The sequence below is a fragment of the Micromonospora citrea genome, assembly GCF_900090315.1.
Lineage (GTDB): Bacteria > Actinomycetota > Actinomycetes > Mycobacteriales > Micromonosporaceae > Micromonospora > Micromonospora citrea.
Window position 1 is genome coordinate 4,916,067 of the sequence record NZ_FMHZ01000002.1, and the last position, 20,517, is coordinate 4,936,583.

The 20,517-nt window shown below is 66.3% G+C and carries 12 protein-coding genes, 2 tRNA genes, 1 rRNA gene and 3 pseudogenes; 13 read left to right on the top strand and 5 right to left on the bottom strand.

Features of this window, described 5'->3' with window-relative positions; all coding sequences use genetic code 11:
- Positions 1–69: 69 nt before the first annotated feature.
- On the bottom strand, positions 70–1,314 hold the full coding sequence (locus GA0070606_RS22585; RefSeq protein ID WP_091103929.1) for an IS256 family transposase: 1,245 nt from the start codon (positions 1,312–1,314) through the stop codon (positions 70–72).
- Positions 1,315–1,653: 339 nt separating this feature from the next.
- Between GA0070606_RS22585 and GA0070606_RS22590 the strand changes: the two genes are divergently transcribed.
- On the top strand, positions 1,654–2,058 hold the full coding sequence (locus GA0070606_RS22590; RefSeq protein WP_218106038.1) for a hypothetical protein: 405 nt from the start codon (positions 1,654–1,656) through the stop codon (positions 2,056–2,058).
- A gap of 431 nt (positions 2,059–2,489) precedes the next feature.
- On the opposite strand, the gene GA0070606_RS22595 is transcribed toward GA0070606_RS22590, so the two are convergent.
- Positions 2,490–5,729 (bottom strand): NACHT domain-containing protein, encoded by a 3,240-nt coding sequence (locus GA0070606_RS22595; RefSeq protein ID WP_141721764.1) that lies wholly within the window; start codon positions 5,727–5,729, stop codon positions 2,490–2,492.
- A gap of 652 nt (positions 5,730–6,381) precedes the next feature.
- Between GA0070606_RS22595 and GA0070606_RS22600 the strand changes: the two are divergent.
- Positions 6,382–7,275, top strand: a pseudogene (locus GA0070606_RS22600) (IS5 family transposase).
- A gap of 19 nt (positions 7,276–7,294) precedes the next feature.
- Here GA0070606_RS22600 and GA0070606_RS22605 read toward each other — a convergent pair.
- Positions 7,295–7,762, bottom strand: a complete 468-nt coding sequence (locus tag GA0070606_RS22605) for an NUDIX domain-containing protein (RefSeq protein ID WP_091103933.1) — start codon at positions 7,760–7,762, stop codon at positions 7,295–7,297.
- A gap of 279 nt (positions 7,763–8,041) precedes the next feature.
- On the opposite strand from GA0070606_RS22605, the pseudogene GA0070606_RS22610 reads away from it, so the two are divergent.
- From GA0070606_RS22610 to GA0070606_RS22625, 4 genes and pseudogenes are all read left to right on the top strand, one after another.
- Positions 8,042–8,575, top strand: a pseudogene (locus GA0070606_RS22610) (DUF2637 domain-containing protein); the annotation flags it as partial.
- 65 nt (positions 8,576–8,640) lie between these two features.
- Positions 8,641–10,376: pseudogene (locus tag GA0070606_RS22615) on the top strand (replication initiator).
- Positions 10,377–10,397: 21 nt separating this feature from the next.
- A complete protein-coding gene (locus tag GA0070606_RS22620) occupies positions 10,398–10,616 on the top strand; it encodes a helix-turn-helix domain-containing protein (protein WP_018825185.1) in 219 nt (72 codons plus the stop codon).
- Entirely contained in the window at positions 10,616–11,938 is a 1,323-nt protein-coding gene (locus GA0070606_RS22625; RefSeq protein ID WP_091103936.1) for a tyrosine-type recombinase/integrase, read from the top strand. Before GA0070606_RS22620 ends, GA0070606_RS22625 begins: the two co-directional genes overlap by 1 nt.
- A 53-nt stretch (positions 11,939–11,991) precedes the next feature.
- Here the strand turns inward: GA0070606_RS22625 and GA0070606_RS22630 are convergent.
- Positions 11,992–12,065 (bottom strand) — tRNA-Gly (locus tag GA0070606_RS22630).
- A gap of 271 nt (positions 12,066–12,336) precedes the next feature.
- Between GA0070606_RS22630 and GA0070606_RS22635 the strand changes: the two genes are divergently transcribed.
- The 6 genes from GA0070606_RS22635 to GA0070606_RS22660 all read left to right on the top strand — a co-directional run bounded on the left by GA0070606_RS22635 (position 12,337) and on the right by GA0070606_RS22660 (position 17,813).
- Positions 12,337–12,410 (top strand) — tRNA-Pro (locus GA0070606_RS22635).
- A 137-nt stretch (positions 12,411–12,547) separates the two neighbouring features.
- The gene (gene tig, locus GA0070606_RS22640) at positions 12,548–13,894 is read left to right on the top strand and encodes a trigger factor (RefSeq protein WP_091103939.1); all 1,347 of its coding nucleotides are present in this window, start codon (positions 12,548–12,550) and stop codon (positions 13,892–13,894) included.
- A 168-nt stretch (positions 13,895–14,062) separates the two neighbouring features.
- Positions 14,063–14,704 (top strand): ATP-dependent Clp protease proteolytic subunit, encoded by a 642-nt coding sequence (locus tag GA0070606_RS22645; RefSeq protein ID WP_091103942.1) that lies wholly within the window; start codon positions 14,063–14,065, stop codon positions 14,702–14,704.
- Between the two features lie 10 nt (positions 14,705–14,714).
- On the top strand, positions 14,715–15,377 hold the full coding sequence (locus GA0070606_RS22650) for an ATP-dependent Clp protease proteolytic subunit (protein ID WP_091103946.1): 663 nt from the start codon (positions 14,715–14,717) through the stop codon (positions 15,375–15,377).
- A 205-nt stretch (positions 15,378–15,582) separates the two neighbouring features.
- A complete protein-coding gene (gene clpX / locus GA0070606_RS22655; protein WP_091103948.1) occupies positions 15,583–16,878 on the top strand; it encodes an ATP-dependent Clp protease ATP-binding subunit ClpX in 1,296 nt (431 codons plus the stop codon).
- 137 nt (positions 16,879–17,015) lie between these two features.
- Positions 17,016–17,813, top strand: coding sequence for a carbon-nitrogen hydrolase family protein (locus GA0070606_RS22660; RefSeq protein WP_091103951.1), 798 nt, complete (start codon positions 17,016–17,018; stop codon positions 17,811–17,813).
- Between the two features lie 4 nt (positions 17,814–17,817).
- Here the strand turns inward: GA0070606_RS22660 and GA0070606_RS22665 are convergent, their stop codons facing one another.
- Positions 17,818–18,045, bottom strand: coding sequence for a hypothetical protein (locus GA0070606_RS22665; protein WP_091103952.1), 228 nt, complete (start codon positions 18,043–18,045; stop codon positions 17,818–17,820).
- Between the two features lie 719 nt (positions 18,046–18,764).
- Here GA0070606_RS22665 and GA0070606_RS22670 point away from each other — a divergent pair.
- Positions 18,765–20,279 (top strand): 16S ribosomal RNA (locus GA0070606_RS22670).
- Positions 20,280–20,517: the final 238 nt, after the last annotated feature.

A 20,517-nucleotide genomic window follows, 5' to 3' on the forward strand; every position in this document is an offset into this window, starting at 1 on the left:
GCCCGGAAAGGCCGGGTCACGTCCGCGCTGGTGGTGTAAGAGACGGCCATCGCGGGATCCGGGTTGATGTTATGCGGCGATCGGGGTGGGCTCGTCCTGGTCGGTGTCGTGTCGGTCGGGCTGGGCAGGGATGAGGCGGGCTTTGGCGAGGAGTTCCAAGCCCATGTAGCGGCGGCCTTCGGTCCACTCGTCGGTCTGCTCGGCCAGGACGGCGCCGACGAGGCGGATGATCGCCGGCCGGTTGGGGAAAATCCCGACGACGTCGGTGCGGCGGCGGATCTCCTTGTTCAGCCGTTCCTGCGGGTTGTTCGACCAGATCTGGCGCCAGATCTCGCGGGGGAAGCCGGTGAAGGCGAGGAGGTCGTCGCGGGCGGTGTCGAGGTGCTCAGCGGCGGTCGGGAACTTCGCCTCGATGGTGGCCACGACCCGCTGGAACTGGGCTCGGACGGCGTCGGCGTCGGGCTGGTCGAAGATCGTCCGCACCAGGGTGGCGATCCACGGCTGTGCGGACTTGGGCACTTTCGTCAGCAGATTCCGCAGGTAGTGGGTCCGGCACCGCTGCCACGACGCCCCGGGCAGGGCGGCGCCGATGGCGGCCACGAGGCCGGCGTGGGCGTCGGAGATGACCAGGCGGACGCCGGTCAGGCCGCGGGCGGTCAACGATCGTAGGAACGCCAGCCAGCCGGCGCCGTCCTCGTCGGAGGCCACATCCACGCCGAGGACTTCGCGTTGGCCGTCGGCGTTGACGCCGACGGCGATCAGGGCGTGGACGTTGACGGTGCGGCCGTGTTCGCGGACCTTCATCGTCAGCGCGTCGGTCCACACGAACGTGTAATGACCTGAGTCGAGGGGCCGGTTGCGGAACGCCTCGACCTGCGCGTCCAGGTGGGCGGCCATCTCCGATACCTGCGACTTCGACAGCTGCCGGATCCCGAGCTGCTCGACCAGCTTCTCCACCCGCCGGGTCGACACCCCGAGCAGGTAGGAGGTGGCCACGACCGAGACCAGGGCCTGCTCGGCCCGCCGGCGATGCGTCAGCAACCAGTCGGGGAAGTAGGAGCCCTGGCGCAGCTTCGGGATCGCCAGGTCGATCGTCCCGGCCCGGGTGTCCCACTCCCGAGGCCGGTAGCCGTTACGGGAGTTCACCCGATCCTCGCTGCGCTGCCCGTAACCGGCGCCGCAGATCGCGTCCGCCTCAGCAGACATCAACGCCTGCGCGAACGTTCTGATCATCGCCTGCAACACGTCCGGCGACGCGCCCTCGATCTGCTCGCGCAGCAGGTCAACAGGGTTCACACTCTCTGAAGCGGCCATCGCGTTCTCTCTTCCTTCTCTGACTTGGTCGTCTTGAAGGATCGACGCGATGGCCGTCTCTCATCTACGCAACACGCCCATCACGGGCAAGTCGTACACAACTTCCCTGGACGCAACCCGAGCGGCGCGGCTACCCGGGCGGCTTACGGCTCACCGCCCCCGGCCTTCGGGCCGGGGGCGGCCTGCCGTGTCGCCGGCTCTCCGCGCGCCTGGACCCCGGTACCCGATGGCAAGCCGCGAAGCGGCGCGGCAGCGATTGCCCGAACCACCACGATGGCGGACTGCCCTCGCAATCGATACGGCCCGGACTCCGTCGTATGGCTCTGTCACGCTCTCGTCATGCCTGAGCGACCAACAGCCCGATGGCTGCGCTATGTCGATGAGCAGACCGCCCAGCTCCAAGCGGGGACTTTGCGGGAGCCGGAGGAAGCCTGGGCCTTGTCCGACTTCCCAAGCTCGCTCATCACCTCGACAGACGCAGCGTTGTCTGACTTCGAGCGGCGCCTGGTGCAGATCGACCCGGAGTCTGACGCCGCCGTCCTCGCTGCGGTGCAGCAAGTCGTCCTCGCTCTCAACGCGGTCAACGAGGACCCGGCAAGCCCCACCTATGACACCGATGGGCGTGAGGATCTCTGTGGGTACATCGACGAGGCGCTGACGAGTGCTGGCGTCGACGTACCAGCACTGGCCGCCAGACACGGCCTACAGCCATGGGAGATCACTGATCGGTGGCGTGACTGGTAGCCAACGCGCTGCGGCGCCCGAGGACGGCCGGAGGCCGCCCGCAGGGCAAGCCGCAGGCGCGTTGCGCCGCGCGAGCGCGGCGCCTTGATCCTAATGAGAACGTTTCGGCAGTGGCGTCGCTTGCAGAATCTCGCCGAGATCTCGCTCACGCTCTGCAGCACGTCCGCTGGCGTCCATGTAGGTCGGCCGCCTCGGGCCATCATCCGCGCGTGTGCCGTGCGCGACTGTCCTCGTCCGCGCCGGTTACTGTCAGCGTTGCTGTCGAAGGACCGCTTCCGTAGCAAGGAACGATCTCACGTCGGTACGCTGCGAGGTTGCCGGTTCCGAATGGTCCATAAAGTCCGGCAGCATCCACAGGCATCCCTTACTGCGCTCAGCCGTCATCCCCAGTGGTCACCTAGGCCAAAGAGCGTCAGCTGTTGAAGTGACACTCAGGTCTGCTCTCCATTCATCAGAACTCGCACATTCGACCTTGGTCGAATTGAGCCCGACACGAAGGACGGCACCCAGGCCAGATCATGTCCAAGAGTGTCCCTTACTTCAAGAGATCTACCTATTGAATCGACGACCAGAAGGTCTAGTTCATCGAGTTGCGGAAGGTTCAACAGAGTCTGTTTAATCCCGGTGGTTAAGCCAAAGTACGGGTAGTCCCCACCGTCCGAAGATATCCGTCGCCGAAGTTCATCCCGGACAGCTACCACTCGCAGGACACGCAGGGCCGAAAGACTCTGCAGGAGAATCAGCTCCTCGCGATTCGGCCAGCCCGTTAACGTGATCTCTTCCACCTGAGTAAGATCACTGAAACTTGACAACGATGGCCTTTTCCAGCTCAGGGAGTGCTGAGGCTCGCGCGAGAGCCGCCCGCTGTAGGCGTCCTCAAAGAGCCGTATCAACGACGCCGAGGAGAGTACTGCCAGAGATCTGAGTGATGGAATCCCCGGAACTACATCGACTAAACCCTTAGCCAAGTATGACGCGTCGATAGTCAACTTCCGCAAGGCCACAAATGACGGGAGGACATCAATGTAAGCTGGCCCAGCTGAATTGGGATCGCGTCCAGAGAAGCCTAGAAGCGTAAGTTCTCGTAGGAGGACTCCGATCATCGGCCTAAGGCCTCCACGCACTGAGGCATAACAGAGGCTCAGCCTCTCCACGTCACCTTGGCTTAGTGGCTCAAGGCTCGCCAGTTCACAATTCGTCAAAGCAACTTGCTCTAGGAATTGGTTCGAACCGAGGGGTTCTAGGGAACCGTTATGGTTCTCGACCGCTAGCCGTCGTAAGCCTTCGATGTGGACGACTGCACCTAACTGCTCCTCACCGCGAGCCACCACCGTCACGTCGTCAAGCTTCATGCCTGCAAGAACCGTGCGCGCGTAGTCGTCTGCAGGAACCTGCGGCCAAAATGAAGCAAGCCTAGACCTTACAACCTGTCGCGGGCAGCCCGCAATGCGGGCCAAGACGGGCAGCGTTTCCTCTGGGTCGAATCTGTTGATCAACTGCAGCAGGTACAGGCCCTGATCATCGTTTAGGTTTGTCGGATCAGGAATCAGGTCGAGAACTATGTCCCCTGCCTGCGCCAGCTGGTCGGCTTCAAATCGAGTTCGTGGGGGAACAAGCCGACCTACCTTCTCTCTTACCGATTCTGCAAGTGCTGGGTCTAGCGCTCCCGGGTGTCCTAGGCATGCTGCGGCGACTAGAATTCGGCGGTTACGTTCTTCAAGATCGAATTCGTCACCGACAAACTCAAGTAAGCCTCTGACGATCCGCTCCCTTTCGTCCCGACGGCCATGACCGACGGCCATGACAACTACTTCTCGCCAAGAATCCTCATGAGCATGTCTGATTAAGTAATCGATGTCGCCATCATCGAGTATTGCTTGAGCCGCCAAATACTCTTGAAACGTTTTATGCAGAAAGTCAATACGGCCCTTGACAGGCTCTCGCAACACTCCAGAACGCATTAGCAGGTGATCGAAGACCTCCTTTGGCGTGGCCGTGACGTGGGACATAGCCTTCATGTAGTTGCGTAGCCGGCGCATGGCTTCACTTCGGTCCGCGTCTGACCTTCCGTTTCGAACCAGCCAATACGCTAGCTGCGCCAGGAGTGCCTCTTGGTCGTTCTGCGACAGAGGCGGACCATCAATGGTTATTTCTTTGGCCTCGTCGCGTCTAACGAGCAACATCTCCAACGCCGCACGGTAGAGACCAATCCTGTCTCGCGGAAGCTGCCGGTACCGATCGAGGTGAAGCGCACAGGTTAGCGCACACAATAGGGGATTGGTGGCGAGTCGGCGCAGGTCTCGCCGCTGCGCCAACTTATCCAAGAGGTCTTCCTCGTACTTCTTTAGAACCTCACGTTCGCCACCATCCTTACGCATGGACGCCATTGCTGCGTGCCATTGCTTCACAAACGCCCTAACGTCCGCCGATCCCATGGGCAGCAACAGGAAAGTCCGAAAATCGTCAGGCACCAAAATGGTTGCGTCGGCGGCTGGCGGACGCGATGTTATAACGTACCGTGCATCTTCGTACGTCACTACCAAATCGTGGAGCCAGAGCCATACTTCGTTCCGCTTAGCAGCTGGTAGCTCATCCACCCCATCTATAAGAACAAGCGCACGTCCCGATCGGAGCGTTCGCTGCACCCAGTTATGGGGCGCTTCGCTAGATAGCGCCGGGGCAATTTCCTTGATGAAATGCTCTGGACTCGGAAGATCCTTAAGCCCGTATCGCCTCAGGGGTATGAAAAAGGGGACGGCTCCTAGCCATCCATGCGGCCTCTCCCCGTCCGGCTTCACCGAGTTAATGGCAAGCCATTGAAGGAGTGTGGTTTTCCCGGATCCCGCCTCGCCGCGAATTAAAACTCGGTTCGTATCAGCGAGCGCTTCGTGAACTCTAAGCCGTTGGGCCGTCGCGAGATCAAGTTGTGGACTGCCTTTACCTTTCCGGCCACCGGCCTCGGGCGTCGCAGAGAGGCTGAGATATGCGGTGCTCAGCGGGTAGGTGTGGTTCTCTTGAAGCGTTACGCCAAAGAGTTGCAGCGAGTCGAGCTTTCTTCGGACCAGATCTCCATACTTCTTCTCGAATTCTCGATCGTCCTGCGTTAGATGGGCTCGATCGAGAGCGTCGACACTTTCCTGTATCGCTGCGGTACGCTGGACGAGTTCCACCTCTACACGCCTAGAGAATTCTGGACGCTGCGTTATGAACTCTATTATCTGCCGGCATGATTCATCCAAGAACCTGTAGTATGCGACCGTGGCAGCGCCACTCAAGGCAACTTTCTGCGGCCTCTCAGGGTCCGCGTCTAACGCCAGCCTAAGTAGGTGCTCATATCGCAGATCCATTGCGATTGCTGTTGTGACGGTAATCGGGGCGGTAGCCTTTAGGGTTGCTGCAACGGCAGCTAAGGCGGTAGTCCATTCGTCTTCGGCAAGATTCCTGAACTCGGCCCGCCTCATTCCCTCTAAACGGTGGGCTAGGCGCTCCAGTAGAACGTCTACATGTTTGCGGGACAGCGACCGCTCAGTCCTCTTCCCCGGGATCCTGAACCGGCTTTCCAGACGGATCGGATCATTTACGAGTCCGGCTCCCTGAGGTGGCTGCTCGATCAGCGACTTGACGAGCCAGTTGATTGCTGGCCCCAGCATGCGAGCCGCCTCGGCGAACACCGCGGCCTCCTTCAAGCGGTCTAGATCCACAAAAACAACCCTGGCTGCGGCGTAGCACTAGACCACCCGCTGGACGAACATGAGGTTCTATCGCAGCACACATGGGCAAGCGGCGCCAGACCGCTCTTGCTTACATCCCGTTCGCCGTCGAACCGGCCTTCAAGGGGAGCGGGCCACCGGCCGGGGGCCGCCATGTCAAGCGCACCTTGACGTACGCAGGGGCGACGGCCGCTTCGGCTGGTGGCGCGCTCGGCTTGCCCGGCTCGATGGCATCCCGGAGCCGGAGCGCCCCATCGGAGGCGTCGTGACCCGCAACCCCCACGACCGCCCGCAGCTCGCCGATGCTTGCCCGGCCGGCTGGCGGCGCATCACCCTCACGATTGAAAGTCATGTCGTCTAGCGGCGGACCATCGCTCTTACCCGCCTCGTGTCAGCCGACGGAAGTTGTTCGCGCGGTCCGCGTGGAGCGACAGCGGAGCGTCGGACGCGACCAGGTGGCGGCGCGTGCGAACCCGTTTGGAGAATCTGAACTAAGGCGTGTTTCAGAAGTCGTGGTGGCCGGTGAGGGTCACGGCGTGGCGGTGATCGACAACTGAAGAGGTCTCCGGTATCTGGTTCTGCGACCAAGCAAGAACTTCATACCGGAGACCTCGTGGCCAGCGTAGCGGTGACGAGGCGGCATGACCTCACCGACGCCCAGTGGCAGCGCCTCGCCGTACTGCTGCCTGCCGCGTCGGCGAAGGGTCGGCCGCCGAAATGGGAGAAACGGCAGCTCCTCGACGGGATCAGGTGGCGGATCCGGATCGGGTCGCCCTGGCGTGACGTCCCGGCCGAGTACGGACCCTGGCAGACGGTCTACGGCCTGTTCCGTCGCTGGCAGCGCGACGGCACCTGGGACAAGATCCTGGCCGCGTCACAGGCCACCGCAGATGCGCAAGGCCGGATCGGCTGGACGATCAGCGTGGACTCGATGACCAGCCGCGCCCACCAACACGCCGCCGGCGCCCGCAGGAACGGCCACCTGCAGAAAGAGCCGCCCGGCGGCGTGCACGACGAACCCGCCGATCACGCCCTCGGACGATCTCGCGGCGGTCTGACCACCAAGACGCATCTGGCCTGCGAGCAGGGCCAGAAGGTCCTATCGATGGTCGTGACCGCCGGGCACCGTGGTGACAGCCCGCAGTTCATCCCGGTCCTGCGCCGTATCAAGGTGACCCGTCTCGGGGTGGGCCGGCCCCGCACCTGCCCCGACCTCGTCCTGGCCGACAAGGCGTACACCAGCCGTGGTAACCGCGCCTACCTGCGCAAGCGTGGGATCAAGGCGTGCATCCCTAGCAAGAAAGACCAGGACGCTCACCGCAAGGCCAAAGGCGGCCGCGGCGGACGCCCGCCGAAGTTCGACCGAGACCTCTACCGGATGCGACACGCCGTCGAGAACGGCATCGCCTGACTCAAGCGCCACCGCGGCGTGGCCACCCGCTACGACAAGTTGGCCGTCCGGTTCCAGGCCGTCCTGACCATCACCATCATCTGCGAGTGGCTCTGACCCGCTTATGAAACACGCCTTAAAGGGCGTTGCCATGCTCCGCATAGGTGGCGTTGCTGCTGTTGCGCGCTGCGATCGCCGTACGCAGCCTCCGAGTGAGTCGAGGCGGTCCGTAATGGTCCAGGCCATCTGCTGTCACGTAGCGCCATTCGGTGAGTTCTCCGTCCGCGAAGCGGATGGCCTGTTCCTGCTCCGTGGTGAGAGGTCCGGCGTCGAAGATGAAGAGGAGCTTGTCTCCTTCGTGCTCGGCCGGCGCCCAGTCAACGACGAGCAGAGGGCCGAGAGAAGTGGTCAGGCCTAATTCCTCCTCGATCTCGCGGATGCACGCGGCACGCGGTGACTCGCCTGGTTCGACGTAGCCGCCGGGGATGTCCCAGTGCTTCTTGTAGCTGGGGCGTACGAGGAGCACGCGGCCTTCGTTGTCGAAGAAGAGGGCGCCGGCGGCGACGCGTGGGGTTGCCATGGGTGGCATCTCGTTGGCCGTCACCAGGGCAGCCTAGATGGGCTTGGTTCAGTCGAGCACCACCGCGATCCGACCGGCGTCCACGATGCCCGGCTCGGTGGCTGCCTGACTGCTCCTTGGCGCGCGGGGCGGGTCGTTTCCCCGCCAAGAGTCCCGGCCCGTCCCGCGCTCTCCCATCCCTCACACATGAAGGAGGGCGTGATGCCCACCGTAGTTCCCCCTGCCCTGAGCTGCTCCGAGGGCCGCTGCTCGTCGGGGTGGTGGTCCTGATGTCCCGTACCCGTCTGGTCGGTCTGCGCCACGCCTACCGGGGACTGGTTCGGGTGGGCCAACGCCGCCATCTCCGAACTCCTCCCCTTGGCCGCGCTGCTTACCATCCGGCGGCGCCGCCGCACGCGCGGGCCGATCGGCTACCCGATGTTCCTGCTCGTCTGCGCCGTCGCACTGTCCCTGTCCGCGCAGCTCGCCGTTGCCAAGCCGGGCGTGTCCGGATGGCTGCTGTCGGCCGTGCCCGCGCTGGCGTTCCTCGGCCTGTCCAAGCTCATCTTCTCCACCACCCTGGCAGCGGCGTCCGTCGACAAGCAGGCAGACGCCAACGCTTGGGGCGATATGCCGCCCGGCTACGACCCGACTGAGGAACGGCCGTCCGCCGACCTCGTCAACGAGGACCAGGCGGCGACCGTCGCCGTGGAAGCCACCAACGAGAAGCCTCGCCCGGCGGCTCTCCGCCCGGTTTCCGTCGTGCCGGTGGAACGGCGGCCCGGACTGGTGCCCGTACCGGCGGCAGCGTTCGCGCCCCGCAACGGCAGCGTCTTCGGCGGGGAGCGTGACCGGTGAACCAACTCGAACTCATCCCCACGACTCCCGTCGACCAGCCCCGACCGGGATCGCGCGCGGACCGGATGCGCAAGCCCCTGGCAAAGGACGCGCTCAAGCAACTCGCCGAACAGAACGGCGTCTGCGTCCGCCCTCTCGCCCTGCGCCGCACCGATACCGCCACCGGCCTGACCGAGGTCGTCGAGGTGCCCTGCGGCGCGACCCTGGCAGCAAAGTGCAAGCCCTGTGCGGAGCGGGGTCGGCGGCTGCGCATCCAACAGATCCGCGAGGGCTGGCACCTCGCCGACGAACCCGCCGTCCGACCCGACAAGCCGGGTGAAGACGTCCTCGCCCTCGTACGGGTCCGGGCACACCTGGAATTCGAGCGCGAAGCCGCGCAGTACCAGCCGATGACCCCCGACGAGCGGGCCGCGCACCTGGCCGAGATCGACGCCGCGATAGCCGAGCTTGATGAAGCGCTCGCCGAAACCAGCCTGCGCGGCCACCTCACTCCGAAGGAGCGCGACGAGCGGCCCCGGCGGAAGCGGTCGACCCGGCGGCGGCAGGACTCGCCGGACCTGCCCCGGCTGCCCGTCGACCCGCGCACGGTCGGACGGGCCTACTCAGGCAGGGCAGGCAAGACGCACCGGCCGTCGATGCTCGTCACGCTGACGCTCGGCTCGCACGGGCCGGTGCACTCCCACCTGCGGCGCGGCGCCTACGTCGCCCCGTGCGAGTGCGGCCAGCGCCACGGCCCGTATGACGACGTGCTCGGCACACCCGTCGACCCGACCAGCTACGACTACCGGCGGGCCGCCCTGGACGCGATCCACTTCGCGCGGGTCCTCGACCGGTGGTGGCAGAACGTCCGCCGCGCCGCCGGCTGGAACGTCCAGTACGCCGGTGCCGTCGAGCTGCAACGACGACTCGCCCCACACGCTCACTTCGCCATCCGCGGCACCCTGCCCCGACGGCTGCTCAAGCAAATCGCCGCGGCCACCTACCACCAGGTGTGGTGGCCACCCTTCGACGAACTGACCTACCCGGTCGACAAACCGCCGGTCTGGGACGTCGACCAGCAGGCATACGTCGACCCCAAGACGCGCGAGCCGCTGCCCACCTGGGGCGAAGCCCTCGACGCCCTGGAAGAACCCGACAGCCGACCCGCCTACGTCGCCCGCCTCGGGCGGATTGACGCCCGGGGCATCGAGCAGGGAACCAAGGACGCGGAACGCTCCATCCGCTACGTGACCAAGTACGTCACCAAGGACCTGACCGACCAAGCCAAGCCACGCTCCGACGCGCAGAAGGCGCACTTCGACCGACTCCACGCGGAACTGTCGGTGCTGCCGTGCTCGCCGACGTGCGCGAACTGGCTGCTCTACGGCGTCCAGCCCGACGGGGTCAAGGCCGGCTTGACCCCGGACGGTGCACCGGCTTGACCCCCGGACGGTGCACCGGGAAGGTCCACCAACGCTCCACCCTCGGCTTCACCGGCCGCCGCGTCCTCGTCTCGCGGCAGTGGTCCGGCAAGACCCTCGCCGACCACCGCGCCGACAACCGGTCCTGGGTCCGCGCCATCCTCGCCGGCGGCATGGCCGACACCGAGGAGCACGACCAGGCGGCCGACGAGGCAGACGGGCCAAAGCGGTACCGGTTCGAACTCGCTCGCCCGGAAGACCCCGACGTGCCACCCCTGGAACACCGCCTCCTGCGATCGATCTCCGCTCGCATCCGGTGGCGTGCAGATCTCGACACCGCCCGGCTACGAACAGCCGCCGCCGTTTCGGCAACCGCACAACCCGCCGCGCTCGCGGCCTGAACTGCTGGGAGGAGCAACCGCATGGATGACGAGCTGTTGACCGCTGACGAGGTCGCCGCTCGCCTGAAGGCAACGCCGCGATTCGTCCGCCGGCTGGTCGCCGAACGACGGATCGCCTTCGTCAAGGTCGGCCGCCTGGTGCGCTTCGAGGCGTCGGCCGTCGCCGCCTACATCGACAGCAACCGGGTCGTACCGATGACTCGGGCGCACCTGCGCGACTACCTGGGGGAGGTGGCCTGATGGCGGCCAGCAAGGGCCGGCGGCGTTTCGGCAACGTGCGTCGCCTCCCCTCAGGGCGGTACCAGGCCCGGTACGTCGGCCCGGACGGGTTGGAGCGGAAGGCGCCGCACACCTTCGAAACCGAGCGCCAGGCGGCCAAGTGGCTGACCGTGGTGGAGTCCGAGATCATCAAGGGGGAGTGGACGGCCCCGGAGGCGGGAGAGGTCAAGCTCGACGCGTACGGCCGGAAGTGGATCGCCGAACGGAAGCTCCAACCGCGTAGCCGGGAGAACTACGAAGACCTGTTCCGGCTGCACATCCGCCCGCACCTCGGCGCGCTCGCCCTGGGCGCGATCAAGCCGCAGACCATCCGCACCTGGCGTCGCACGCTGCTCGACGGCGGCACCACCGAGCCGCAGGCCGTCAAGGCGTACTCACTCCTTCGAGCGATCCTCAACACCGCCGTCAAGGAAGACGAGCTCATCCGGCAGAACCCCTGCCGTATCCCGGGCTATGACCGCTATCACACACCTGAGCGCCCGGTTGCGACCGTCGCCCAGGTGCTCGCGCTCGCCGAGCGGATGCCACCCCGGTTCTCCGCGCTGGTGATCGTCGCCGCGTTCTCCGGGCTCCGTTGGGGCGAGCTGGCGGCGCTGCGGCGCTCGGATGTCGACCTCGCGGCCGGCACGGTTCGCGTCCCGCGCAAGCTGGCTGCACTGCGCAACGGGATGGAGTTCGGGCCGCCCAAGTCGGAGGCGGGCAACCGGACGGTGACCCTGCCGGCGGCGGCCCGGACCGCGCTGGCCGATCACCTGACGGAGTACGTGGGGGAGGGGTCGGAGGCGCTGGTCTTCACGGGCGACAAGGGTGCGGTGCTGCGTTCCGGCAACTTCCGGCGGGCGGTCGGCTGGGCGGCGGCGCTGCGGGCGGCTGGTATGCCAGAGGGCTTCCATTTCCACGACCTGCGGCACACGGGCAACAACCTGGCGGCGGCGACCGGGGCCAGCACCCGGGACCTGATGCACCGGATGGGCCACGCGAGCATGCGGGCGGCCCTGGTCTACCAGCACGCCAACAGCGAGCGGGATCGGGAGATCGCCGACGCCATGGACCGCCGAATCGTCAAGCAGGCGAAGCGATCGGCGGCGCCGGCCAAGGCAAGCAAGACGAAGGACAAGGCGACCAAGGGCAAGGCTGCCAAGCAGAACGCGGCCAAGGGGAAGCCGGCGGCGCGCAAGGCGGCCAAAGGCACGAAGACCGAGCGGCCGGCACGGGAACCCGTCTCGGATGGCACGGCCGGCGCTATTGGCACGCCAATGGCACGCAAGATCAAAAAGAGCTGAAACGAGAACGGCCCAGGCTCGGCGACAACGCCGCTGACCTGGGCCGGAAGCTGTGGAGCGGGCGACGGGAATCGAACCCGCACCGTCAGTTTGGAAGACTGAAGCTCTGCCATTGAGCTACGCCCGCGTCGCGCCCCCGACGCTGCGGGGCGCGCCGACAGCGTACCCAATGCCCGCCCGGCACGCTCAGCCGTATCCCCGCGCGGCGACGCCAAGATCCGCACAACTTCGGGGAAGAAGCTCCCACCCGCCGCCCGGAGGCCACCTCTTCCCCGAAGTTGCTGCCAGCCGCGACACCCCGGACGGCGCGGCGGGTGTCCGGTTGGTCCCCGTTCGGCGCGTTGGGTGACGCCCCGGCACGTCGTGCGGGGCGCGACGGCATAGACTGCTCGTCGCCACGGGGTGTGGCGCAGCTTGGTAGCGCACTCGCTTTGGGAGCGAGGGGCCGTGGGTTCAAATCCCGCCACCCCGACTGTCGTCCGCGGCCGGTCGCCGGGGTCGCCCTCCGCGCGGTCCCCGGCCGCTGCCGGTGCGCCCGGCCGGCTCGCCTACACTCGATGGGCTAATTGCGCCCAGACTCAAAACCGAGATCCGTCAAGGAGTACGCCTGTGAAGAGCACCGTCGAGACTCTGAGCCCGACGCGCGTGCGGCTCGCCATCGAGGTGCCGTTCGTCGAGCTCGAGCCGAGCCTCAAGAAGGCGTACCGGGAGATCGGGCAGCAGGTCCAGGTTCCCGGCTTCCGCAAGGGCAAGGTTCCGGCGGCCGTGATCGACCAGCGGGTCGGCCGGGGCACCGTCCTCAACGAGGCGGTCCAGGAGGCCATCCCGCAGAACATCCTCGCCGCGGTCCGCGAGCACGACCTGAAGACGCTCGGCCGGCCCGAGGTCGAGATCACCGAGTTCAGCGACGGTGACTCGCTCAACTTCACCGCCGAGGTCGACGTCCGTCCGGAGATCATCCTGCCGGACCCGGCCACCATCGAGGTGACCGTCGACGAGCTGCAGATCGACGACAGCGAGATCGACGAGCAGGTGAAGAGCCTGCGCGAGCGGTTCGCCACCCTGAAGACCGTCGAGCGGGCCGCCCAGGAGGGCGACTACGTCCAGATCGACCTGAACGCGACCGTCGACGGCGAGGACGTGCCGGGCGGCTCGGCGAGCAACATCTCCCACGAGGTCGGCAGCAAGCAGCTCCTCCCGGGCCTGGACGAGGCCGTCGTCGGCCTGGCCGCCGGCGAGAGCACCACCTTCACCACCCAGCTCGTCGGCGGCGACTTCGCCGGCCGGGACGCCGAGGTGGCGGTGACCGTCCGCACGGTCAAGGAGAAGGAGCTGCCGGAGCTGGACGACGACTTCGCCCAGATGGCGAGCGAGTTCGACACCATCGGGGAGCTCCGCGACGACCTGCGCGAGCGGGTCACCCGGGGTAAGCGGGTCGAGCAGATCTACGCCGCCCGCGACAAGGCCCTGGAGCAGCTCGTCGCGGCCGCCGACGTGCCGGCGCCGGAGGGCGTCGTCCGCGAGGAGGTCGCCAGCCGCAAGCAGGCGATGGTCGACCAGCTCGAGCGCATCGGCGCCTCCCTGGAGGAATACCTCGCGGCCGAGGAGAAGACCGAGGAGCAGATCGACGCCGAGCTGACCGAGGCGGCGACCGAGGGCGTCAAGATCCAGCTGCTGCTGGACACCCTCGCCGACGCCGAGGACGTCCAGGTCACCGACGACGAGTTCGGCCACGAGATCGTGCACCGGGCGCAGCGCGCCGGGATGGCTCCGCAGCAGTACTACGACCAGCTGGTCCGCTCCGGCGCGGCTGGTGCCGTCTTCGGCGACGTCCGGCGCGGCAAGGCCCTGGCGTCGGTCATGGAGCGCATCAAGATCAAGGATTCGGCCGGCAACGAGGTGACGCTCGACGCGCTGCGCGCCGCGAGCGAGGCCGAGCACGACCACGAGCACTGATCGTCGGGTGAGGCCGCCGTCCGCCGCTCGCGGTGGACGGCGGCCCGATCCCTTTTTCGGGTACGTCTCCAGGGCTGCGCTGTCAGCGAACACTGCCCGGACCGGGACTCTGCCGCCCGGCTGAGCGGTTAGTGTCGGGTAGGACGGTACGGAGAGCGAAGGGCTGCCATGACCGACATGCACATGCAAGCGAAGCCGCTCCGGGCGATCGAGGCCCGCGGTGGCGACAACATTGGCAACCTCGATGACTCGGTCTACAACCGGTTGCTCAAGGAGCGCATCATCTTCCTGGGCAGCGAGGTGACCGACCAGGTCGCCAACCGCATCTGCGCGCAGCTCCTGCTGCTCGCCGCGGAGGACCCGGACCGCGACATCAACCTGTGGATCAACTCGCCGGGTGGTTCGGTCTACTCCGGCATGGCGATCTACGACACGATGCAGTTCATCGACAACGACGTGTCGACCGTGGCGATGGGCATGGCGGCCTCGATGGGCCAGCTGCTGCTCTGCGCCGGCACCAAGGGCAAGCGCTACGCCCTGCCGCACGCGCGGATCATGATGCACCAGCCCTCGGGCGGCATGGGCGGCACGGCGTCCGACATCGCCATCCAGGCGGAGCAGATGCTCTACACCAAGCGGATGTTCCAGGAGCGGGTCGCCTTCCACACCGGGCAGAGCCAGGCGCAGATCGAGGCCGATTCCGACCGCGACCGCTGGTTCACCGCCCAGGAGGCCATGGACTACGGCTTCATCGACAAGGTGATCACCGGAGCCACGCAGGTTCCGGAAGGCGCCGGGACCCTGAGCTGAGGAGCTGACGATGACCGACCTGAGCCTGCCGCCGCAGTTCGCGGCCGTGCACAACCGCTACGTCCTGCCGTCGTTCGTCGAGCGCACGTCGTACGGGGTCAAGGAATCCAACCCCTACAACAAGCTCTTCGAGGACCGGATCATCTTCCTCGGCGTCCAGGTCGACGACGCGTCGGCCAACGACGTGATGGCGCAGCTGCTGACGCTCGAGGGCACCGACCCGGACCGTGACATCATCATGTACATCAACTCCCCGGGTGGCTCGTTCACCGCCATGACGGCGATCTACGACACCATGCAGTACGTCCGGCCGGACATCCAGACGGTCTGCCTCGGCCAGGCGGCCAGCGCCGCGGCCGTCCTGCTGGCCGCCGGCACCCCGGGCAAGCGCATGGCGCTGCCGAACTCGCGGATCATCATCCACCAGCCGGCCACCGAGGGCGGCTACGGGCAGGGCTCGGACATCGAGATCCAGGCCCGGGAGATCCTGCGGATGCGGACCCAGCTGGAGGAGATGCTCTCCCGGCACTGCAACCAGCCGATCGACAAGGTCCGCAAGGACATCGACCGTGACAAGATCATGACGGCCGAGGAGTCTCGGGAGTACGGGCTGGTGGACACCATCCTCACCAGCCGGAAGAAGGGCCTGCTGGCGGCCAACGCCGCCAGCTGAGCACCACGCGTCGAGGTCGGCCGGGAGTACGCTCCCGGCCGACCGTCTGACACACCCGTTTTGGGGGTCGGAGAAACCTCCGCCAGCGGGTAACGTCGGGTCTGTACCGCTGCGCCGGATCCTCCGGCGGGGTGAACGAGGCGGGCGGCGTACCGTCCGCAGGTCAGGGCCGGGTCTCCGGCCGATGAGTGCAGGGAGAACGTAGGTGGCACGGATCGGTGACGGCGGCGACCTACTGAAATGCTCCTTCTGCGGCAAGTCGCAGAAGCAGGTCAAGAAGCTCATCGCGGGCCCAGGGGTCTACATCTGCGACGAGTGCATCGATCTCTGCAACGAGATCATCGAGGAGGAGCTGGCCGAGTCCGGCGAGGTGAAGTGGGAAGAGCTTCCCAAGCCGATGGAGATCTGCCAGTTCCTCGACAACTACGTCGTCGGGCAGGACCAGGCCAAGAAGGCGCTCGCCGTCGCGGTCTACAACCACTACAAGCGGATCCAGGCCGAGGCTGCCGGCGCTCCGGGCTCCGGCGGTGACGCCGTCGAGCTGGCCAAGTCCAACATCCTGCTGCTGGGTCCGACGGGGTGCGGCAAGACCCACCTGGCGCAGACCCTGGCGCGGATGCTGAACGTGCCGTTCGCCATCGCCGACGCCACCGCCCTGACGGAGGCGGGCTACGTCGGCGAGGACGTGGAGAACATCCTCCTCAAGCTGATCCAGGCGGCGGACTACGACATCAAGCGCGCCGAGACCGGCATCATCTACATCGACGAGGTCGACAAGATCGCCCGCAAGTCGGAAAACCCGTCGATCACCCGGGACGTCTCCGGCGAGGGCGTCCAGCAGGCACTGCTGAAGATGCTCGAAGGCACGGTGGCCAACGTGCCGCCGCAGGGTGGGCGCAAGCACCCGCACCAGGAGTTCATCCAGATCGACACCACCAACGTGCTGTTCATCTGCGGTGGCGCCTTCGCGGGGCTCGACCAGATCATCGAGGCCCGCACCGGCCACGGCGGCACCGGCTTCGGCGCCCGGCTCCGGTCGGTCAGCGAGCGTTCGACCGACGACATCTTCAGCCAGGTCATGCCGGAGGACATGCTGAAGTTCGGGTTGATCCCCGAGTTCATCGGCCGGCTCCCGGTCATCACCAACGTGCGCAGCCTCGACCGCACCGCCCTGGTGCGCATCCTCACCGAGCCGCGCAACGCCCTCGTCCGGCAGTACCAGCGCCTCTTCGAGCTCGACGGCGTCGAGCTGGAGTTCGAGCCGCCGGCGCTGGAGGCGATCGCCGACCAGGCGATGCTGCGGGGCACCGGTGCCCGTGGCCTGCGCGCGATCATGGAGGAGGTCCTGCTCTCCGTGATGTACGAGGTGCCGAGCAACCCCGACGCCGCCCGGGTGCTGATCACCCGCGAGGTCGTCCTGGAGAACGTCAACCCGACGATCGTGCCGCGCGAGTTCACCGGCCGGCGCGCCCGGCGGGACCGCGAGGAGAAGTCGGCCTGATCCACTTTCACCGCGCCCGGCCCTCGCGGGTCGGGCGCGGTCGCGTATCCGCCCGTCGGCGTGCTCCGGCCCGGCCGGTGACTCCCGCCGGTCGCCGCCGCTGTCGCCGGGGCCCCTTCCGGCCGTACGCTCATCTCATGCGCGTCGCCGTCTGCCAGCTGAACGCCCGGGACGACCGTAAGGCGAACCTCGCCGCCGCGGAGGCCCTGCTGGAGCGTGCGGCCGCAGCCGGCGCGGATCTCTCCCTCCTGCCGGAGTACGTCGACTATCTCGGTCCCGCCGCCGGCCTGCCGGAGCCGGAGCCGGTGGACGGCGAGGTGGGGCAGTTCTTCGCCGGCGTCGCGCGGCGGCTGGGCATGTGGGTGATCGTCGGGTCGGTCCACGAGCGCGGGCCGGATACGGCCCGCACCTGGAACACCACCCTGGTCTTCGACCGCTCAGGGGCGCTCGCCGCCACGTATCGGAAGATCCACCTGTACGACGTGGAGATCCCCGGCCGGGTCTCCTACCTCGAGTCGGCGACCGTCGCTCCGGGCGACCAGCCGGTGGTCGTCGACGTCGAAGGGCTCCGCGTCGGGTTGTCGATCTGCTACGACCTCCGCTTTCCCGAGCTGTACCGGCAGCTCGCCGCCGACGGCGGCGCGCAGCTGCTGGTGGTGCCGGCGGCGTTCATGCTGCATACCGGGCGGGACCACTGGGAGGTGCTGCTGCGCGCGAGGGCGATCGAGAACCAGTGCTTCGTCGCCGCGGCGGGGCAGACCGGCGACCACGAGCCCGGCCGGACCTGTTTCGGGCGCAGCATGGTGATCGACCCGTGGGGCACGGTGCTCACCCAGGTGCCGGACGGCCCGGGCCTCGCCGTCGCCGACCTCGACCTCGACCGCCTGCGCGCCATCCGGGCGGAGCTGCCGAGCCTGGCCAACCGGCGCCTGTAGCCCGTCACCCCTCCAGCAGCACGCCCACCACGGCGAAGCCGACGATCGCGGCGGCCGTGACCAGGAGGGCCGTCGTCATCCGGGACCGCCCGCGCCGGGCCAGCCGAGCGACCGACACCACGACGACGAAGAGCACGAATGCGCCGATGACCAGATGCCAGAACGGCAGCAGCAGCCCGAGCAGCGCGTCCTCGGCGAGCAACGCCGGCCGGGGGCGGGGGAGGTCATCCATGCCAGACACTCTGGCACGGCGAAGCCCCGTCCGGACCCCGTGCCGCATCACGAAGGACACGGCACCGCCTGCCCACGCCGGCCGGGCGGAAGTCGCCCGACGCCGGGGACCGACGGGCGCCGACGCGCGTCCCGGTACACCCCGCGCCCGCCGCCCGGCCGCGCGAGTGACGCTCCTCGATTTGCCTTCCAGGGACGGTCCGCGTAACTTTCTCTCTGCACGCGGAAGGCCGGGCAAACCGGCTGACAGCGGGCATCAGGCTCGTGGCGGGAACGCCGAGCGAGGCTGGTGACCGGGCGGTGCGAGAACACCCCGACAGGGAGTTGCGCTCGCGAGACTGACCGGGTAGAGTGCTGAAGCCGGCAGGAGCCGGGCGGAGAGCCGCACAGCGGCGATCGGCCGGTCTGCGGCTTCCCACGACAGAAGCGACCGCCGTAACACGGCGTGCGTCATCGTGGATCGGAACGCCAAGTGGTGATGACCTCCAGAGCGAGGTTGACGCCGCGAGGCGGGCCGAGTAAGGTAGAGAAGTTGCCCCAAGCGACTTCCCACGATGTGGGATGCTCGGTTGGTGTGTGGTTGTTCTTTGAGAACTCAACAGGGTGCTTGATAAGCCAGTGCCAAATTGTTTATACCCCGGACTGGTCAGGCTTTGGTTTGGCTGGTTTCGGATTCCTTTGGCAACACTTTTGTTGTCGGGACAGTTTTTCAACAAGTTTTTGTTGGAGAGTTTGATCCTGGCTCAGGACGAACGCTGGCGGCGTGCTTAACACATGCAAGTCGAGCGGAAAAGCCCTTCGGGGTACTCGAGCGGCGAACGGGTGAGTAACACGTGAGCAACCTGCCCTAGGCTTTGGGATAACCCCGGGAAACCGGGGCTAATACCGAATATGACCTCCGATCGCATGGTTGGTGGTGGAAAGTTTTTCGGCCTGGGATGGGCTCGCGGCCTATCAGCTTGTTGGTGGGGTGATGGCCTACCAAGGCGACGACGGGTAGCCGGCCTGAGAGGGCGACCGGCCACACTGGGACTGAGACACGGCCCAGACTCCTACGGGAGGCAGCAGTGGGGAATATTGCACAATGGGCGGAAGCCTGATGCAGCGACGCCGCGTGAGGGATGACGGCCTTCGGGTTGTAAACCTCTTTCAGCAGGGACGAAGCGTAAGTGACGGTACCTGCAGAAGAAGCGCCGGCCAACTACGTGCCAGCAGCCGCGGTAAGACGTAGGGCGCGAGCGTTGTCCGGATTTATTGGGCGTAAAGAGCTCGTAGGCGGCTTGTCGCGTCGACTGTGAAAACCCGCAGCTCAACTGCGGGCCTGCAGTCGATACGGGCAGGCTAGAGTTCGGTAGGGGAGACTGGAATTCCTGGTGTAGCGGTGAAATGCGCAGATATCAGGAGGAACACCGGTGGCGAAGGCGGGTCTCTGGGCCGATACTGACGCTGAGGAGCGAAAGCGTGGGGAGCGAACAGGATTAGATACCCTGGTAGTCCACGCTGTAAACGTTGGGCGCTAGGTGTGGGGGGCCTCTCCGGTTCCCTGTGCCGCAGCTAACGCATTAAGCGCCCCGCCTGGGGAGTACGGCCGCAAGGCTAAAACTCAAAGGAATTGACGGGGGCCCGCACAAGCGGCGGAGCATGCGGATTAATTCGATGCAACGCGAAGAACCTTACCTGGGTTTGACATGGCCGCAAAACTCGCAGAGATGTGAGGTCCTTCGGGGGCGGTCACAGGTGGTGCATGGCTGTCGTCAGCTCGTGTCGTGAGATGTTGGGTTAAGTCCCGCAACGAGCGCAACCCTCGTTCGATGTTGCCAGCGCGTTATGGCGGGGACTCATCGAAGACTGCCGGGGTCAACTCGGAGGAAGGTGGGGATGACGTCAAGTCATCATGCCCCTTATGTCCAGGGCTTCACGCATGCTACAATGGCCGGTACAATGGGCTGCGATACCGTGAGGTGGAGCGAATCCCAAAAAGCCGGTCTCAGTTCGGATCGGGGTCTGCAACTCGACCCCGTGAAGTCGGAGTCGCTAGTAATCGCAGATCAGCAACGCTGCGGTGAATACGTTCCCGGGCCTTGTACACACCGCCCGTCACGTCACGAAAGTCGGCAACACCCGAAGCCGGTGGCCCAACCCTTGTGGAGGGAGCCGTCGAAGGTGGGGCTGGCGATTGGGACGAAGTCGTAACAAGGTAGCCGTACCGGAAGGTGCGGCTGGATCACCTCCTTTCTAAGGAGCACCTTCCGACGAAAGTCGGTGAGGAGCCCGCGACCTGCGAATGTCGGGTCGGGGTGCTCGATGGCGGAGACACTGGTCAGTCAGGCGCCGGCAACGGTCACGGATGTCTAGTACACGCCCTTTCGGGGGTGCAGGAACGATGGATGTGGTGCGGCTGGTGGCTGGTGTATAGCACCCTGTTGGGTCCTGAAAGAACAACCGGTGGTTGTTTCTTTCGGAGCCGTAGGCG